The following is a 16,298-nucleotide window of genomic DNA, read 5'->3' as shown; positions in this document are numbered from 1 at the left end:
GTCCGTGTCCTAGCGCCCGCCAAGCGCGCTCAGCGGAACGCGGTAAAGCTCCAGCGCGCCGATGGAAACATCGACAACATCGCCGCGCAGGACACTGAAAACAGGCCCGTTTCCGTTGGACGACACGGCGCGTGTGCCCTCCATGCGGATGGTCCGGGTCCGGCCGGGCAATTGCACCGTGATCTCGTGCACACCGCGGGCGATGCGCCGTGCGGAATAGCGACAGGTCTGGTTGATGATCCCGATCACGAACCGGCAGTCCAGCGTGCCGGACACCGGGCGGTCGGGATCGGGCCCGCCGGGGCGGTCCGGGCGCGCGGCGGGGGCAAGGTAGCGGGACGAGGCCCAGCCGACGCTGCGCGGACGGTCGGGGCGGTAGACCTCGCACCAGGCCGATCCGCTGCCGAAGGACCGGCACCCGAGGCTGGCGACCACGTCGCCCTGATCCAGCGTGAAGAGCACAGGGTTCGCGGTGGACGGACCCTGTCGCACGTTCAGCGTGTCCCCCGCGCGCAGGCCGGTGACACGCATGTAGGTGACGGTCCCGCCCTGCGGCGGCGGCGGGCTCGGCGGTCGCGCGCTGTCGATGCCGACGGTCAGGCTGTAGCGGGCGGTTTCGTTCCGCCGCGCTGCATCGCGGTCAAGGAAAACCCGGACGACATAGGTGCCTGTCGCCGGAAGGACCCCTGTGTACCGGCTGACCGAGGACGCGCGACCGCCGTCCAGCGTCATGGCCCGCCCCCTGCCGTCGGGCGCCTCGATGCTGAAGCGGAGCGCGGTGTTGCGCGAGGTGAGGTTCAGGTCGATCTCCTGCCCCCGCCGCGCGCCGATCCGGTAGGCGTCGATCTGCCGCCCCGAGACGCGGCCGGTGACGGTGGCCTGGCTGGTGCCCGACTGGAATCGGATGTCGCTGCTGCGGGTCTGAGCATGGGCCGCGGGCATGGCGGCCAGTCCCGAGAGTGCGACGGTGATGGCAAGACACAGGAATCGCAGGCGCTGGACGGGCATCGAAGCCTCCGGAAATGGCGCGGCCGTATCGGCGCTGAGGCAAGGATACGGCCGCACCGGTGAGTCCGGCAAGCGGTTCAGCCCGTGGCGTCGCGCGCCTTCATCTCGGCGATCGCCTGTTCCATCTTTTCGCGGTCCGGGCGCGGGCCGTAGGGATGGCTGGCGGACAGGCCGCCACAGACCGGGATCGCCTGCCCGTTCACGTAGCTGGCCAGCGGCGAGGACAGCCAGAGCACGGTCGAGGCGATCTCCTCAGGTTCGCCGCCGCGCTTCATCGGGGTCATGGACCCGATCCGCAGCGCCGTGCCGGTGGCCTTGGCATAGTCGTAGATCGGACGGGTCATGCCGGTCTCGATCAGGCCGGGACAGATGGCATTGACGCGCACCCCGGTCCCGGCCAGCTGATAGGATGCCGTCTGCGCGAGGTTGATGACCCCGGCCTTGGACGCCGAATACTGCGCCGGGCCTGCATTCGCCCGCATCCCGGCGACCGAGGCGGTCAGCACGATCGACCCGCCGCCGCGCTTCTGCATCGCGGGCGTGGCGTGTTTCACGGCCAGCCACGGGCCGATCAGGTTCACCCGCAGCACCTCGGTCCAGATCTCGGGCGAGACCTCGAACAGCGATCCCGGCCCGCCGGTGATACCGGCGTTGGCGTGGAAGATGTCGAGCCCGCCGAACAGCTCTTCGGCCTTTGCGACAGCGGCGGCGACATCCGCCTCCGATCCGGCGTCCATGCGCATCGCCTCGGCCCGGCCGCCAGCCTCTCGGATCTCGTCGGCGACCGCCTCCACCGCCTCGGCCATGTCGCAGCACAGCACCCCGGCGCCGGCCTCGGCCAGCATCCGCGCCGTGGCGCGCCCGATGCCCGATGCGGCGCCGGTGACGACGGCGCCCTGCCCGCTCAGATCTATGTTTATCCCGGTCATGGGAATTCCCTCCCTTTCTTCCTCGATTTATGCTGCAACCTGCCGATGACATGCGGCCCGGCGATTGGTAAAGACTAAGCGATGGATACGACGGCCAAACAACTGCCTCAGGCGCAGGACGACGCTTCCGATACCTCCGACAGGTTCCGGCGCAAGCGGGATACGATCCTCGACGCGGCGGCGGTGATCATCAACGAACGCGGGCTCAAGGGTCTGACTTTCGTCTCGGTTGCCGAAGCGGTCGGGCTGAACACCACCTCGGTCACCTATTACTTCAAGCGCAAGGAGATGCTGGCGGCGGCCACCATCGAGCGCACCATCGAACAGCTCGGCGAGATCATTGACAGCGCCGGGCAGGAACCGACGGCGGAGCTGCGGGTCAAGAGTTTCGTGCGGCGGTATCTGGAACTGGCCGGCGCCACCCGGCTGGGACAGGACCGGCCGACCGCCCTGCTGTCCGACCTGCGCGCGCTGGAGGAGCCGCAGCGCACCGATCTGCTCGAGGATTACCGGGTCAGGGTGCTGAAGCCCGCGGCGCAGTTCTTTGACCGCAGCCCCACGGGCGACGGGCCGGGGCTGAACTTTGCGCGCGCCCACATGATGGTGGATGCGCTCTACTGGTCGCGAGCCTGGCTGACGAAGTATTCCGTGGGCGACTACGAACGGGCGGGCCAGCGGCTGATGGACCTGTTCGCGCGGGGAATATTGCCCGACGGGGCCGACTGGACGGTGCGCGCCCCTGTGGCCGAGGTGCCGGACCACCCCGAAGGTGCAGACATCACGCCCGAAACCTACCTGCACGCGGCCACCCGGCTGATCAACGAACGCGGCTATCGCGGGGCGTCCGTCGAGCGGATCGCGGGTGAGCTGAACGTCTCGAAAGGCAGCTTTTACCACCACTTGCAGGGCAAGGATGATCTGGTGCTTGAATGTTTCCACCGCGGCTACGGGCGATTCAGCCAGGCGCAGCGGCGGGCGATCAACCTGCCGGGCAGCCATGCCGACAGGATCGCGGCCTGCATCGGCGACGTGCTGTCGATCCAGTTCGACGCGGAATTCCCGCTGGTCCGCATCACCGCGCTGCAGGCCCTGCCCGCCGACCTCAGACGGATCGTGCTGGACCGCTCCGACCGGATCGCGATGCGCTTTGCCGGCATGATCTCGGACGGGATCGCCGAAGGCTCCATCCGCCCGGTCGATCCGCTGATCGCGGCGCAATGGGTCACGGGGCTTATGAACTCGGCCAGCGACATGCGGCTCTGGGCCGAGGAGCGTGCGGACCGCGCGACGGCGATCCGGCTCTATTCCCATTCCATCGCACACGGGCTGTTCCGGCCGCTCTGAGCGGTCACTCGGCCGCCAGTTCCGCAGGCGCGCTGCCGGCCTGCTGCTCGGGCGGAAACACCACCCTCTCCGCCTTGGTCGCGAATTTCAGGGTGCCGTCGTCGATCCTGCCCCGCCGCAGCACCTTTCGGTCGTGCATGTAATCCTGCTTGGCCAGCCAAGGCGCCTCGGTCCCGCTCTTGGGCGAGCGGGCCTTGGCGCGCAGGACGTAGCCGCTGGTGAAGGGCGTCGAGGTGTCGATTTTGGCGAAATCCCCGGACGTGGCGGGCGCGCGGACCTGCGCATAGCCGTTGCGGTCCATGAACTTGAGCAGGCGGCAGGCGAATTCGGCCACCAGGTCGACCTTCAGCGTCCAAGAGGCATTCGTATAGCCCCGGAAATACACGAGGTTCGGGATGTTGGCGTACATCATCGACTTGTACATAAGCTGCCTGCCCGGCTCGACGCGCTGGCCGTCGACCTCCATCCGCATCCCGCCGAAATGGTCGAGGTCCAGCCCCGTCGCGGTGACGATCGTGTCGACCTCCACCTGCCGTCCGTCGGTCATCAGGATGCCGGTCGGGGTGAACCGCTCGATATCGCCCGTCACGATCTCGGCCTTGCCGGAGCGCAGCGCCGCGAACATGTCGCCGTCGGGCACGAGGCACAGGCGCTGCTGCCATGGCATGTATTTCGGCGTGAAATGGGTCTGCCAGTCGGGCACCTTGCCGCCGAGCTGCTTGCCGACCAGACCGATCAGCATCCGCCGCGCCGCCTTGATGTCCTTGGCAAACTTGCGCCGCATCAGCGCACCGCGGAAGATGATCCGCCAGCGGGCCAGCGAATAGCCGGTCCTGCCCGGAAAGAACCGTTTCAGCCGGTTCCCCCAGACATCGACAGAGGGGCGCGTGGCGATATAGGTGGGCGAGCGCTGGACCTGCACCACATGCGCGGCCGTTTCGGCCAGCGTCGGCAGCAGCGTCACCGCCGTCGCGCCCGAGCCGATGATCGCGATCCGCCTGCCCGCGTGGTCGTAGTCCTGCGGCCAGTGCTGGGGGTGGATGATCGTGCCGGTGAAATCCTCGTACCCGGCGAAGTCAGGCAGGTAGCCCCGGTCGTATTTGTAGTAGCCCGCCGCCATGAACAGGAAGCGGGTGCGGATCACCGTCTCGCCCTCCGGCGTGGCGCAGGTCAGGGTCCAGAGGTTGTCGGCGCTGTCGTAGACCGCGCTCAATACCCGATGTTCGAATCGGATCAGCGGGGTCAGCCCGTTCTCCTCCGCCGTCTCCTCCACATATTCGCGGATCAGGTGGCCGTCGGAAATCGCCTTGGCGTGTTTCCACGGTTTGAACGCATAGCCCATCGTGTGCATGTCACTGTCCGAGCGAATGCCGGGATAGCGGAACAGGTCCCATGTGCCGCCGATGGCCTTGCGGCGTTCGAGGATGGCAAAACTCTTGTCCGGGCAGCGATGCTTGAGATACCGCGCCACGCCGATGCCCGACAGGCCCGCACCGATGATGAGAACGTCCAGAACTTCCTGCGCCATCTGCATACCCGATCTTCGAAAACCTGTCCCTGCATAACCCCTGCGATCCCTCATGGGAACCACCCTTCCACGTTGCAGCGCAGCGAAACATGCGCTTTTCATCCTTTCCAACCCGCCATAACGTGGAGGAAACGCGAAGGGAGGACACGCGCATGCCCGAGGCCAAGGTCAACGGAATTACCATCTACTACGAGGATCACGGGCCGCAGGACGGCAAACCGATCGTTCTAATCTCGGGCGTGGGCACCCAGATGACCCGCTATCCCGCGCCTTTCGTCGAAAAGCTTCAGGCGCGCGGTTACCGGGTGATCCGCCTCGACAACCGCGACATCGGGCTGAGCCAGAAATTCACCGAGGCCGGCATCCCCGACTTCAAGGCGGCCACGGCGGCCAAGAAGGCGGGCACAAAGGCCGACCTGCCCTACCAGCTGTCTGACATGGCGGGCGACGTGGCCGGGTTGCTGGATCACCTCGGGATCCCCGCCGCGCATATCGTCGGCTCGTCCATGGGCGGGATGATCGCGCAGCTCGTGGCGATCGAGCATCCGGAGAAGACGCTCTCGCTCACCTCGATCATGTCAAACACCGGCAACCCCGACCTGCCCGGCGGCACGCCCGAGGCGATGGCGGCGCTGACCACGCCCAAGCCCGATCCGGCCAAGGATTTCGACGGCTTCGTCGCCGCCAGCATGAACACCGCCCGCGTGATCGGCAGCCCGTCGTGGCCGCTGCCCGATGACGTGATCCGCGCCAATATCGTCAGCGACTACGAACGCTCCTTCCACCCGACCGGCTTCTCGCGGCAATACGGCGCGATCCTCGGCACCTACGACCGCCGCCCTCACCTGCAGAAGCTCGACGTGCCGACGGTGGTGATCCACGGCGTGCAGGACCCGCTGGTGCCCGTGGCCGGTGGCCGCGACACGGCCGAGAACACGCCGGGCGCTGAGCTGGTCGAGATCGACGGCATGGGGCACAACATCCCGCCGCAGATCTTCGACCGGGTCATCGACGCGATCGAACTGGCCGCGCTCAAGGCGCCCGCCCCGGCATGAGCACCGGGGCGACGGTCGGGATCGTCGGCGGGTCGGGCATGCTCGGCCACGCCATCGCGACGGGCTGGCTGTCGTCCGGCGCGGTTTCTCCGGATCGGCTCTGGATATCCAACCGGAGCGGGTCGCGCGCAGGGTTCGAGGACTGGCCGGACGTTACCGTCACCGCCGACAGTCAGGCGCTGGCCGACGCCTGCGACGTGATCCTGCTCTCGGTCCCCCCGGCGCTGGCCGGAGGGATCGGGATCAGCGCCCCCGACAGGCTTGTCGCCTCGGTCATGGCGGGCGTCACGCTCGACCGCATCGCGGCATTGACCGGCACCACCCGCGTCGTCCGCGCCATGTCCAGCCCCGCCGCCGCGCTGCGGCTGGCCTATTCTCCCTTCGCCGCCTCCGGCGCCACCGAGGACGACAGGACGATGATCCGCCACCTGTTGTCGGCCATCGGCACGACCGACGAGGTGCCGGACGAGGCGCAGATCGACCTCTTCACCGCCATGACAGGCCCCGTCCCCGGCTTCGTCGCCTTTTTCGCCGCCTGCATGCAGGGCTACGCCACGGACCGGGGCGTCGCGCCCGAGGTGGCCGAACGCGCCGTCCGCCAGCTTTTCCTTTCCGCGGGGCAGATGATGGCCGATGGCCCCGCCCCCGACACCCACGTCCGCCAGATGATCGACTACGCGGGCACCACGGCCGCGGGCCTGCTGGCCATGCAGGAGACCGACATCGCCGAGGCCATCGCCAAGGGCCTCGACGCCGCCGTCGCGCGCACGCGGGGCATCGCGGGATAGCCCGCGGCGCCCGGCGGCCACTTTCCGGACCGCGAAAGGCGCAATCCGTGATAGCCTGACCCGGACGGAACCATGGGGGTGTGATGTGACCCAGTTTGCCGAGTTTGGTTCGCGGGAAAAGGACGGATGGTCGGACCCCGGAATCGTTGAAGCCTACGTCCGGCATTTCGCGCCGATCACCGATGCGGTCGGCACCGGGATGGCCCGCCGGTTCGTCCAGCCAACGGATACCGTGCTGGACCTGTGCTGCGGACAGGGCACGCTGACCGCACAGCTTGCGGCGACAGGCGCCGCGATCACCGGGATGGACTTCTCGCCCGAGATGCTGGCACTGGCGCGCCGGGCCGCACCCGAGGCCGAGATCGTGGAAGGCGACGCGATGGCGATGCCCTTCGCCGATGCGTCCTTCGACCGGGTGCTCTGCAATTTCGGCATGATGCATATTCCCGACCAGCCCAAAGCGCTTTCGGAAATCCGCCGCGTCCTGAAGCCGGGCGGCGGTTTTGCCATGGCCACGTGGGTCGGTCCCGCCGCCTCCCCCGCTTTCGCCGCCGTCTTCGGCGCGCTGAAGACCCATGCGGACTTCTCCGCCGCGCCGCCGCAGCCCGACCTCTTCGCCTTCGCGGATGCCGGTCAGGCCAAGGGCATGCTGGAGGCGGCGGGACTGGAGATGACCGGACACGAAACGCTCGACCACGCCTGGGTCATCGACAGTCCCGGCGAGCTGTTCGAGATTTTCCTGACCGCGACCGTGGGCGCGGGGATGCTGATCCGCAGCCAGACCAGCGAGACGATACAAAAGGTCGCCGACGCCATCGCGGCAACGGTCGCTGAAAAGCACGCCGACGGCGATGGCTACACCGTCCCCGTGCCGGTCGCGCTGATTTCCGCGACGCCGGCCTGAGCGGGTTCAGCCCTTCTTGGTGATCTGACGGATCAGCCCTTCCTGCGCCACGTTGGCGACCAGCCGCCCGTCCTGCGTGAAGATGCGCCCGCGCGCAAAGCCGCGCGCATTCCCGGTCCAGGGGCTGTCCATGACATAGAGCAGCCATTCGTCCATCCGCATGTCGTCATGCATCCACAGCGCGTGGTCGAGGCTGGCCACCATCAGGTCGCGGCGGCCAAAGCTGACCCCGTTCCGGGTCAGCGAGGACCCGATGATCCCCATGTCCGAGGTATAGGCCAGCGCAGCGCGGTGCAGCGCGGGATCGTCTGGCATGGCGATCCGCGCACGCATCCACGAATGCTGCTGCAGGATCTTGCCCGCGTCCTGGAACGGCGGGCGCGGCTCGCAGGGGCGGACCTCGATCGGACGCTCCTTGCGGAGGAACTTGCCATAGCCCTCGGGCAGGTTCGCCGCGTATTTCTCGGCCAACTGCTGTTCGTTCAGCAGGTCGTCGGGCGGCGGGACGTCCGGCATCTCTTCCTGGTGATGCAGGCCCGGCTCGGACACCTGGTAGGAGGCGGCCATGTTCAGGATCGGCTGGCCGTTCTGGATCGCCACCACGCGCCGGGTGTTGAAGCTGCCGCCATCGCGGTCCCGCTCGATCCGGTAGAGCACCGGCTGGGCGGCGTTGCCGGGGCGCATGAAATAGGCATGCAGCGAATGGGCCGCGCGGTCCGGATCGACCGTCCGCGTCGCGGCGGCCAGCGCCTGCCCGATCACCTGCCCGCCAAAGCTGCGGCCGGTGCCTTCGGGCGTGGCGATGCCGCGAAAGAAGTTCTGCTCGATCTGCTCGACGTCGAGGATCCGGGTCAGTTCGTCGTCACCCTCGGGGGCGCGGTTCGCGATGTCGCTCATCTGGAGGCTCCGTCATATTGCACTGCAGCACGGGACGCAGGCTTCGTCTGCCAAAGACGCGAGGATTGCAAGGGTATTTCACGCCTTTGCAGCAGGCAACAGACGCGTGGGAAGGGTTATTGACCCTTCGGTAGAATACCGCGATCCTGCGGCTCACGTCTGGAGGAGACACCATGAGCGACGACATTCTCAACCTCGGCGGCCGCCCCGCCCTGATCACCGGCGCGGGCCAGGGCGTGGGCCGCCAGATCGCCCTGCATCTGGCCAGCCACGGCTGCCCCGGCGTGGTGGTCAACGACTACCACCTCGACCGGGCCGAGGCCGTGGCCGAGGAGGTGCGCGCGCTCGGCGGCAAGGCACTGGCGGTGCAGGCGGACGTCACGGACCTGGAGGCGGTGAAGGCGATGGCCGCCAGGGGGGCCGAGGCCTTCGGCAATATCGGCATCCTCGTCAACAACGCGGGCAACATCGGCGTCAGCCCGACCGAGGACGCGCGCCAGCCGTTCTGGACCACCGGCCCCGAGGCATGGAACAGCTTCATCGGCGTGAACTTCTACGGCGTGATCAACGCGACCTCCGCTGTGATCCCCGGCATGATCGACCGGCAGGGGCCGGGGCGGATCATCACCATCATCTCCGAGGCCGCGCATTTCGGCGACTCGGGGCTCGAGATCTACGCGGGCGCCAAGGCCGGCGCCGCGGGCTTCATGCGCGGCTGCGCGCGGACGCTGGGGCGTCACGGGATCACCGCGAACTGCATCGCCATCGCCTTCACCGCCACCCCCGACGTGCGCAAGAAGTACGAGGCCGATCCGGAGCGGCTGAAGCGCATGATGCAGCGCTACATCGTGCGGCGTCCGGGCGAGCCGCAGGACATCGCCAACATGGCGCTGTTCCTCGCCTCGGACGCGTCCGAATGGATCACCGGCCAGACCTACTCGGTCTCCGGCGGCTTTCACCTCGGGATCTGAGACATGAGCACCCTGCCCCCCTCCCGCCTGCCGGCCACCATCACGTCCCGCCTGCGCCTTCCGGTCGTCTCGGCCCCGATGCTGCGCATCTCGGGTCCGGCGCTGGTGACCGCCTGCTGCAACGCGGGCGTCATCGGGTCCTTCCCGACGGTGAACGCGCGCACGACCGACCAGCTTGTCGACTGGGTCGCCGAGATCCGCGCGGGGCTGTCCCCCGACGCCGCGCCCTGGGCCGCGAACCTGATCATGCGCAACCCGCGCGTGCAGGAGGATGCGAAGATCATCGCCGATGCGGGCGTCGAGATCGTCATCACCGCCGTCGGCTCGCCCAAGCCGGTGATGCCGCTCTTGAAGGAAGCCGGCACGCTGGTCTTCGCCGACATCGCCACGCTGCACCACGCCAAGCGCGCGGTCGAGGCGGGGGTCGATGGCCTCGTCCTGCTGTCGGCCGGCGCCGGCGGCCAGACCGGCTGGGCCAACCCCTTCGCCTTCGTCCGCGCGGTGCGGTCCTTCTACGACGGGCCGGTGATCCTGTCGGGCGGGCTGACCGACGGCCCCTCGATCCGCGCGGCGCGGGTGCTGGGGGCGGATCTCGCCTACATGGGCACCCGCTTCATCGCCTCGGACGAAAGCATGGCCGAGGACGGCTACAAGCAGATGCTCTCCGACTGCTCGCTCGACGACGTGGTGACGACCAAAACCTTCACCGGCCTCGACGCGAACTTCCTCAAGCCCGCGATCCTTGCCACCGGCCTGACCCTCGACGACCTCGACGAGACGATGACCCAGGCCCGCGCGGCGGAGATGTACGGCGCGGGCGGCACCGAGCGTCCGAAACGGTGGAAGAACATCTGGGCGGCCGGGCATTCCGTCTCGGGCGTCACCGGCACCCGCCCGGTGGCCGAGATCGTGGCCGAGATGGCCGCCGAGTACGACGCAAACTGATCCCCGCTTCATCTGGCCGGATAAACTCCCGCCGGAGGCTTGGACTGCGAGGGGTCGATCCCCTCGCAGTCCAACACCCGCGCGACGCCGGAGGCGGCGCAAACGAAATGGGTCGGGAGGGGTGTGACCCCTCCCGACCCATGCCTCCGGCGGGAGTTTATCCGGCCAGATGAAGCGGGTGGAGGCACCAGGCCTCAGGCTGCGGAGTGCTCCATCAGCGGGTGGTGACAGGCGACCGTGTGGCCCGGCGCGATCTCGCGGATGGCGGGGACCTCGTCGGTGCAGCGTGCCGTGGCGAAGGGGCAGCGGGTGCGGAAGCGGCAGCCCGACGGCGGGTTCACCGGCGAGGGCAGTTCGCCGGGGATCAGCTCCACCCGGTCGCGCAGGGCGTCGGGGTCGGGTTCCGGGACCGCCGCAAGCAGCGTGCGCGTGTAGGGGTGCACCGGCTTGCGGTAGATGGTCTCCGCATCCGCCAGTTCGCAGAGCTTGCCGAGGTACATCACCGCGACCCGGTCCGAGACGTGCTTCACCACCGCGAGGTCGTGGCTGATGAAGAGCATGGTCAGGCCCAGTTCGCCCTTGAGCTTCTCCAGCAGGTTCAGCACCTGCGCCTGAACCGAAACGTCGAGCGCCGAGACCGCCTCGTCGCAGACCAGCAGTTCCGGCGAGAGGATCAGCGCGCGAGCGATCGAGATCCGCTGGCACTGGCCGCCCGAAAACTCGTGCGGGCGGCGCTCCATCGCCTGGTCCGGGTTGATGCCGACGAGGTCCAGCATCTCGGCCACCTTGGCGGTCTGCTCCTCCTTCGTGCCGATGCCTGCGATCTCGAGCGGCGCCGCCACGATGTCGCGGATCGTCTGGCGCGGGTTGAGCGAGGCGATCGGGTCCTGGAAGATCATCTGGAACTTGCGCCGCGCATGCTGGAGCGCGGCGCCGCGCAGCGTCGTCAGCTCCTGCCCGTCCAGACGGACCGAGCCGGAGGTCGGACGCGGCAGCTGCATCACGGCGCGGGCGGCCGAGGACTTGCCGCAGCCGGACTCGCCCACGAGGCCCAGCGTCTCGCCGCGCTTCACATGGGCGGTGAACTCCGTCACTGCATGCACCTTGGCGCGGCGGCTCAGCGGGTATTCCACCGTCAGGTTGTCGATGGAGAGGAAGCTGTCGATGTTCGGTGTCGGCGCGTTCATGCGGCGGCCTCGGTGTTGAGCGGTTTGATGCAGGCCCACTGGTGGTCGGCGGTGCCGGTCAGCTCGGGCACCGCGCGGTTGCAGGCGTCCTCGGCATGGCGGCAACGGGGCGCGAAGGGGCAGCCCGGCGGCGGGTTGATGAGGTCGGGCGGCCGCCCCTCGATCGCGTCGAGCTTGCGGTGCGGCGGATCGGTCACCCGCGGGATCGAGCTGAGCAGCGCCGCCGTGTAGGGCATCCGCGTTTCGGAGAACAGCGACCGGACCGGGGCCTTCTCCACGATCTTGCCGGCATACATCACCGCCACGTCGTCACAGCGCCCGGCGACGACGCCCATGTCGTGGGTGATCAGGATCATCGCCATGTTCCGCTCGCGCACCATGCGCTGCAGCAGGTCGAGGATTTCCGCCTGCACCGTCACGTCGAGCGCGGTGGTCGGTTCGTCGGCGATCAGCAGGTCGGGTTCGCAGGCGATGGCGATGGCGATGGCCACCCGCTGGCGCATGCCGCCCGACAGCTGGTGCGGATACTGATCCACGCGGACGTCGGGCTGCGGCAGGCCGACGGCCTTGAGCAGGTCCACCGCCTTGGCCCGCGCGTCGCGCTTGGACATCTTCAGGTGGAACATCAGCACTTCCATGATCTGCTTGCCGATGCTGAGCGTCGGGTTCAGCGCCGTCATCGGATCCTGGAACACGATGGCCATTTCCGGCCCCCGCATCCGGCGGAGCTGGTTTTCCGTCATCGCCGTCAGGTCCTTGCCGTTCAGCAGGATCTGGCTGCCCGGCCCGGTCATCGAGGTGCCGGGCAGAAGCCGCATGATCGAGCGCGACAGGACCGACTTGCCGGAGCCGGATTCGCCCACGACCCCCAGCGTCTTGCCGCGTTCGAGGGTGAAGCTGACCCCGTCCACCGCCTGCAGCATGCCGCGGCCGGTGGCGAAGGCGGTGCGCTGGTTGCGCACGTCGAGAATGATCTCTCCCATCGGGTTCCTCCTCAGATCGCGCCTTCGCGGACATCCGCGAGACGGCGGCGGATCGCGTCGCCCACCAGGTTGAACGACAGCACCGTCAGGAACATGACGATGGTCGGATACATCGAGATATGCGGGCTGACGCTGAGGTGCTCACGCCCCTCGGCGATGATCCCGCCCCAGGACGGCGTCGGCGCCTTGACCGACAGGCCGAGGAAGGACAGCGCGCCCTCGATCACGATGGCGATCGGGATGTCGATCAGGATGAAGGCGATCAGCGGCCAGATGATGTTGGGCAGGACTTCCTTGGTCAGGATGCGGAAGTCGGACGCCCCCATGGCCCGTGCCGCCAGCACGAACTCGCGCCCCGCGTAGTTCAGCGTCGCCGCCCGCGTGATCCGCGCGGCGGTCGGGATGAACAGCAGCCCGAGCGAGAAGCAGACCATGAAGAGCGAGCCGCCGAAGACCACGGCGAAGAGCAGCAGGACGACGAGGCCGGGGATCGCCAGCCAGCTGTCGATGGCGATGCCGATGACTTCGTCCGCCCAGCCACGGTAGTAGCCGGCGATCATGCCGAGGATCATCCCCGCGCCCACGCCGATGAACGGCGCGGCGAAGCCGACGGTCAGCGACACCCGCGCGCCCCAGATGATGCGGCTGAGCAGGTCGCGGCCCAGCACGTCGGTGCCGAGGGGGTGACCTTCGACCGGCGGGGACTGGAGGTAAACCCAGTCGATTTCATCCGCCGGCGGCAGGCCCCAGAACGGGGCGCCGATGGCGGCGATAGCCACGATGATCAGCCAGACCAGCGGGATCCAGAAGAACAGGCCGAACTTGTTCCGCTTGCGATACATCGCGATGGCGGCGGCGTGGCGGTCCTGCTGCGCGGGGGCCGTGGCCGCCGCGCGCTTGCCGGAGGATTGCGAAAGCTCAGCCATGTGCGCCTCTCGTGCGGACCCGCGGATCGAGCCAGGCATAGGCGATGTCCACGAGGAAGTTTGCGGTGACGAAGGCCAGCGCGAAGAAGGTCACGCAGCCCTGGATGACGATGAAGTCGCGGGTGTAGACCGCGTGGATCAGCAGCCGCCCGACGCCGGGAATGCCGAAGATCTGTTCGATGATGATGGTCCCGCCGAGCAGGCGCGCGACCTGCAGGCCCAGAAGCGTGATCATCGAGAAGGACGAGGGCCGCAGCGCGTGCACCAGCAGGATGCGCAGGTTCGACATCCCCTTGGCGCGGGCCAGCGCGATGTAGTTTTCCTGAAGCACCGCGATCATCTCGACCCGCAGCGTCCGCATCAGGATGGTCCATTCGACCAGCGCCAGCGACAGCGCGGGCAGGATCATCGGCCTGAGGTTCTGCCAAAGTCCCTCGGACAGCGGCTCGTAGCCCGTGGCGGGCAGCCAGCCGAGGTGCAGCGAGAAGAAGTAGATCAGCAGGATCGCCGTCATGAACGACGGCATGGAAACGCTGGCGAAGGCGATGGTGCCGATGATCCTGTCGCCCCGCCCGTTGGGCCGGAAGGCCGAGATCATGCCGGCTGGGATCGCCAGCAGCAGCGCCAGTATCTGGGCCAGGATCATCAGTTCGAACGAGACCGGGAAACGGTCGGTGATCGCCTCCCACACGTCTTCGTCGCTGATGTAGGAGGTGCCCCAGTCACCGGTGAAGATGCCGGTGACCCATTCGACATAACGGATCAGGACCGGGCGGTTCAGGCCCAGTTCCTCGCGGATTTCCTGAACCTCCTCCTCGGAGCTGTCCATGCCCGCGATTTCATAGGCGACATCGCCCGGCAGCACGTTCACCAGAAGGAACGTGATCAGGGTCACGACCCCCAGGACGATCAGTAGTCTCTGGAACCGCTTGATCAGGTAGTTCATCGCCTCTCCCCCGGCATGTCGTCCGGCCTGTTGTCAGGGCACCGGCGGCGAGTCCCGTCGCCGCCGGCCATCTTTCATCCGCGCGTCACTGGTCCAGCCAGGCGCGGGTCACATTCACTGCGCCGCCATAGGGTTCCGGCACGTTCTTCACGTAAGTCTTGGTGAAGGCGTAGTAGCGCCCGCCCCCGCGATAGAGGATGCGCGCCCGCTCGTTCATCCGGGCGACCATCTGGCATTGCAGGTCCATCCGTTCCTCCAGCGTCGTGGCCGTGCGCATCTTGTCGCCAAGCTCGGTCAGCTGGTCGTCGTCGAAGCCGGTCAGGTTGTAGGACGTGTCGGGCCGCGTGTAGCTGTAGAGCTGCGGGCCGATGTCCGGCGCGTCGCCGATCCGCCAGCCGGTCAGGTCGAAATCGCCCCCGTAGGTGCGTTTCACAAGCGTCGTCTGGTCGACCGGCTGAAGCTCCAGCTCGATCCCGGCGGCACGCGCGGTCTGCTGGTAGATCTCGCCCAGTTCCCGGCCGCGCGGGGTGGTGGTGTGGATCATCACCAACTTGATCGGATCCTGATCGCCGGTCTCGTCACGGTAGGCCTGGATGTATTCCTTGGCCTTGGCGATGTCGAAGTCGCGATAGTTCACGTCGCCGCATTCGACATTGCCGCCCAGCGGATGCTCGATGTTGGGCCGGGTGTCCTGCCAGCTGATCTTGGTCACCGCCGCCTGGTTCCACGCGTGGGCCACGGCGAAACGCAGGTTGTCGTTTGCCAGCTGCTTGCCCGGCTTGCCGTTCAGGTTGATCGTCGCGCCGCCTGCCCCTTCGGACACCAGCGTCACGAGGTCGGGGTCCTTCTGCGCCTGGATGATCGTCGGACCGCGGTCGGACCAGATCACGTCCACCTCGCCCGATTGCAGCGAGGCGAAGCGGGTCTGGGTGTCGGGCAGGATGCGGAATTCGATCTTGTCGAGGTTGATCTCGTCCGCGTTCCAGTAGTCGGGGTTCTTCTCCATGACCAGACGGTCGCCCGACCGCCATTCGACCAGCTTGAACGGGCCGGTGCCGATTGGCTTGCGCTGCTGTTCACCGGCCTCGACCTGTTCGGACGAGGGGATCATCGACACGTATTGCGTCGCCGACAGCCACGGCAACAGGGCCGCCCAGGCATGTTTCAGGTGGAATTCGACGGTGTAGTCATCGACCGCGACGACCTCGTCGACCACCGAGATGTAGTTCCGCGACCGCGACTTGTTCTCGGGATCCAAGATGCGGTTGAAATGGTGCGCGACGTCCTCGGACGTGAAGTCGGACCCGTCGTGATACTTGACGCCTTCGCGCAGCTTGAACGTCCAGACGGTGCCGTCGTCATTGGCGCTCCACTCGGTCGCCAGCAGCGGTTCGGGCTGGCCCGTCTCGTGGTTCCAGCCAAGCAGCGGTTCCTCGATGGTCATCAGGACGGTCTGGTCGGTGGCCCCGGCCGCGCCGGATTCGACCGGATCGCCGCCTTCGAAATCTGTTTCGATGGCGACATGCAGCGTGCCGCCCTTCTTCATCTCGCTGTCCTGCGCATAGGCCGGTGCCGCCAGCGCCATGCCGGCAGCCAGCGCCGCCGTCGCAGTCGCCGTGCGCAGGTGCGCAGCAGGCAAGATCATGATCTTCCGCATTGGTTTCCTCCTCCGTTGTGCGCGGGTTTCTCCTCAGAACCCGCAGGATCAGCGTAGGGAAATGGGCGTCGCCTGTATACCCGTGGGGGTGGTTTCAAAGCCGCCACCCGGAACACAATGTTGCGGGTGGCGGCAGTTTTCGAGAGTGTGAAAAGTCTTTTGAAACCGAGGGATAGAGACCGCCGCGCTGGTCAGCGCGGCGGTGCGATCCCGGCCCGTCACGGGTGTCG

Annotated in this window: 15 protein-coding genes; 6 read left to right on the top strand and 9 right to left on the bottom strand. The window is 67.6% G+C overall.

All coding sequences use genetic code 11. The annotated features are described in order from the left end of the window. Positions 1-9: 9 nt before the first annotated feature. On the bottom strand, positions 10-1,008 hold the full coding sequence (locus ATO6_RS09710; RefSeq protein WP_088623789.1) for an SH3 domain-containing protein: 999 nt from the start codon (positions 1,006-1,008) through the stop codon (positions 10-12). 77 nt (positions 1,009-1,085) lie between these two features. Beyond that, positions 1,086-1,937 (bottom strand): SDR family NAD(P)-dependent oxidoreductase, encoded by an 852-nt coding sequence (locus ATO6_RS09705; RefSeq protein ID WP_088623788.1) that lies wholly within the window; start codon positions 1,935-1,937, stop codon positions 1,086-1,088. 81 nt (positions 1,938-2,018) lie between these two features. Between ATO6_RS09705 and ATO6_RS09700 the strand changes: the two genes are divergently transcribed. Continuing rightward, entirely contained in the window at positions 2,019-3,281 is a 1,263-nt protein-coding gene (locus tag ATO6_RS09700) for a TetR/AcrR family transcriptional regulator (protein WP_088623787.1), read from the top strand. Positions 3,282-3,285: 4 nt separating this feature from the next. Here the strand turns inward: ATO6_RS09700 and ATO6_RS09695 are convergent, their stop codons facing one another. Next, a complete protein-coding gene (locus ATO6_RS09695; protein WP_088623884.1) occupies positions 3,286-4,809 on the bottom strand; it encodes an NAD(P)/FAD-dependent oxidoreductase in 1,524 nt (507 codons plus the stop codon). A gap of 152 nt (positions 4,810-4,961) precedes the next feature. Between ATO6_RS09695 and ATO6_RS09690 the strand changes: the two genes are divergently transcribed. From ATO6_RS09690 to ATO6_RS09680, 3 genes are all read left to right on the top strand, one after another. Next, positions 4,962-5,864, top strand: a complete 903-nt coding sequence (locus tag ATO6_RS09690) for an alpha/beta fold hydrolase (protein ID WP_088623786.1) — start codon at positions 4,962-4,964, stop codon at positions 5,862-5,864. Beyond that, on the top strand, positions 5,861-6,652 hold the full coding sequence (locus ATO6_RS09685; protein WP_088623785.1) for a pyrroline-5-carboxylate reductase: 792 nt from the start codon (positions 5,861-5,863) through the stop codon (positions 6,650-6,652). Before ATO6_RS09690 ends, ATO6_RS09685 begins: the two co-directional genes overlap by 4 nt. An 85-nt stretch (positions 6,653-6,737) precedes the next feature. After that, entirely contained in the window at positions 6,738-7,556 is an 819-nt protein-coding gene (locus ATO6_RS09680; protein WP_088623784.1) for a class I SAM-dependent methyltransferase, read from the top strand. Positions 7,557-7,562: 6 nt separating this feature from the next. Here ATO6_RS09680 and ATO6_RS09675 read toward each other — a convergent pair whose 3' ends face one another. Beyond that, positions 7,563-8,453, bottom strand: a complete 891-nt coding sequence (locus ATO6_RS09675; protein WP_088623783.1) for an acyl-CoA thioesterase II — start codon at positions 8,451-8,453, stop codon at positions 7,563-7,565. Positions 8,454-8,626: 173 nt separating this feature from the next. On the opposite strand from ATO6_RS09675, the gene ATO6_RS09670 reads away from it, so the two are divergent. Next, entirely contained in the window at positions 8,627-9,424 is a 798-nt protein-coding gene (locus tag ATO6_RS09670) for an SDR family NAD(P)-dependent oxidoreductase (RefSeq protein WP_088623782.1), read from the top strand. Between the two features lie 3 nt (positions 9,425-9,427). Then, positions 9,428-10,369 (top strand): nitronate monooxygenase family protein, encoded by a 942-nt coding sequence (locus ATO6_RS09665; protein ID WP_088623781.1) that lies wholly within the window; start codon positions 9,428-9,430, stop codon positions 10,367-10,369. A gap of 194 nt (positions 10,370-10,563) precedes the next feature. On the opposite strand, the gene ATO6_RS09660 is transcribed toward ATO6_RS09665, so the two are convergent. The 5 genes from ATO6_RS09660 to ATO6_RS09640 form a co-directional block, all read right to left on the bottom strand. Then, positions 10,564-11,556: an ABC transporter ATP-binding protein gene (locus ATO6_RS09660; protein ID WP_088623780.1), complete on the bottom strand. Its 993-nt coding sequence runs from the start codon at positions 11,554-11,556 to the stop codon at positions 10,564-10,566. Continuing rightward, positions 11,553-12,539 carry an ABC transporter ATP-binding protein gene (locus tag ATO6_RS09655; RefSeq protein ID WP_088623779.1) on the bottom strand — a complete coding sequence of 329 codons (987 nt, stop codon included), beginning with the start codon at positions 12,537-12,539 and terminating at the stop codon, positions 11,553-11,555. The genes ATO6_RS09660 and ATO6_RS09655 overlap by 4 nt, the downstream gene beginning before the upstream one ends. Positions 12,540-12,550: 11 nt before the next feature. Beyond that, the gene (locus tag ATO6_RS09650; protein ID WP_176440875.1) at positions 12,551-13,465 is read right to left on the bottom strand and encodes an ABC transporter permease; all 915 of its coding nucleotides are present in this window, start codon (positions 13,463-13,465) and stop codon (positions 12,551-12,553) included. Then, a complete protein-coding gene (locus ATO6_RS09645; RefSeq protein WP_088623777.1) occupies positions 13,458-14,411 on the bottom strand; it encodes an ABC transporter permease in 954 nt (317 codons plus the stop codon). The genes ATO6_RS09650 and ATO6_RS09645 overlap by 8 nt, the downstream gene beginning before the upstream one ends. Before the next feature lie 85 nt (positions 14,412-14,496). After that, positions 14,497-16,068, bottom strand: coding sequence for an ABC transporter substrate-binding protein (locus tag ATO6_RS09640; RefSeq protein WP_088623776.1), 1,572 nt, complete (start codon positions 16,066-16,068; stop codon positions 14,497-14,499). Positions 16,069-16,298: the final 230 nt, after the last annotated feature.

The sequence above is a fragment of the Oceanicola sp. 22II-s10i genome (genome assembly GCF_002210105.1).
In the GTDB taxonomy this organism is placed as follows: Bacteria; Pseudomonadota; Alphaproteobacteria; order Rhodobacterales; family Rhodobacteraceae; genus Pseudooceanicola.
The sequence above is the reverse complement of the archived record's forward strand: the minus strand, read 5'-3'. Positions and strand labels throughout refer to the sequence as shown.

Bases quoted from the DNA above. Each gene is read 5' to 3' on its own strand.
- ATO6_RS09645 (WP_088623777.1), bottom strand. From the start codon at position 14,411: ATGAACTACCTGATCAAGCGGTTCCAGAGACTACTGATCGTCCTGGGG.
- ATO6_RS09710 (WP_088623789.1), bottom strand. From the start codon at position 1,008: ATGCCCGTCCAGCGCCTGCGATTCCTGTGTCTTGCCATCACCGTCGCA.
- ATO6_RS09700 (WP_088623787.1), top strand. From the start codon at position 2,019: ATGGATACGACGGCCAAACAACTGCCTCAGGCGCAGGACGACGCTTCC.
- ATO6_RS09705 (WP_088623788.1), bottom strand. From the start codon at position 1,937: ATGACCGGGATAAACATAGATCTGAGCGGGCAGGGCGCCGTCGTCACC.
- ATO6_RS09655 (WP_088623779.1), bottom strand. From the start codon at position 12,539: ATGGGAGAGATCATTCTCGACGTGCGCAACCAGCGCACCGCCTTCGCC.
- ATO6_RS09640 (WP_088623776.1), bottom strand. From the start codon at position 16,068: ATGCGGAAGATCATGATCTTGCCTGCTGCGCACCTGCGCACGGCGACT.
- ATO6_RS09665 (WP_088623781.1), top strand. From the start codon at position 9,428: ATGAGCACCCTGCCCCCCTCCCGCCTGCCGGCCACCATCACGTCCCGC.
- ATO6_RS09670 (WP_088623782.1), top strand. From the start codon at position 8,627: ATGAGCGACGACATTCTCAACCTCGGCGGCCGCCCCGCCCTGATCACC.
- ATO6_RS09690 (WP_088623786.1), top strand. From the start codon at position 4,962: ATGCCCGAGGCCAAGGTCAACGGAATTACCATCTACTACGAGGATCAC.
- ATO6_RS09660 (WP_088623780.1), bottom strand. From the start codon at position 11,556: ATGAACGCGCCGACACCGAACATCGACAGCTTCCTCTCCATCGACAAC.
- ATO6_RS09675 (WP_088623783.1), bottom strand. From the start codon at position 8,453: ATGAGCGACATCGCGAACCGCGCCCCCGAGGGTGACGACGAACTGACC.
- ATO6_RS09650 (WP_176440875.1), bottom strand. From the start codon at position 13,465: ATGGCTGAGCTTTCGCAATCCTCCGGCAAGCGCGCGGCGGCCACGGCC.
- ATO6_RS09695 (WP_088623884.1), bottom strand. From the start codon at position 4,809: ATGGCGCAGGAAGTTCTGGACGTTCTCATCATCGGTGCGGGCCTGTCG.
- ATO6_RS09685 (WP_088623785.1), top strand. From the start codon at position 5,861: ATGAGCACCGGGGCGACGGTCGGGATCGTCGGCGGGTCGGGCATGCTC.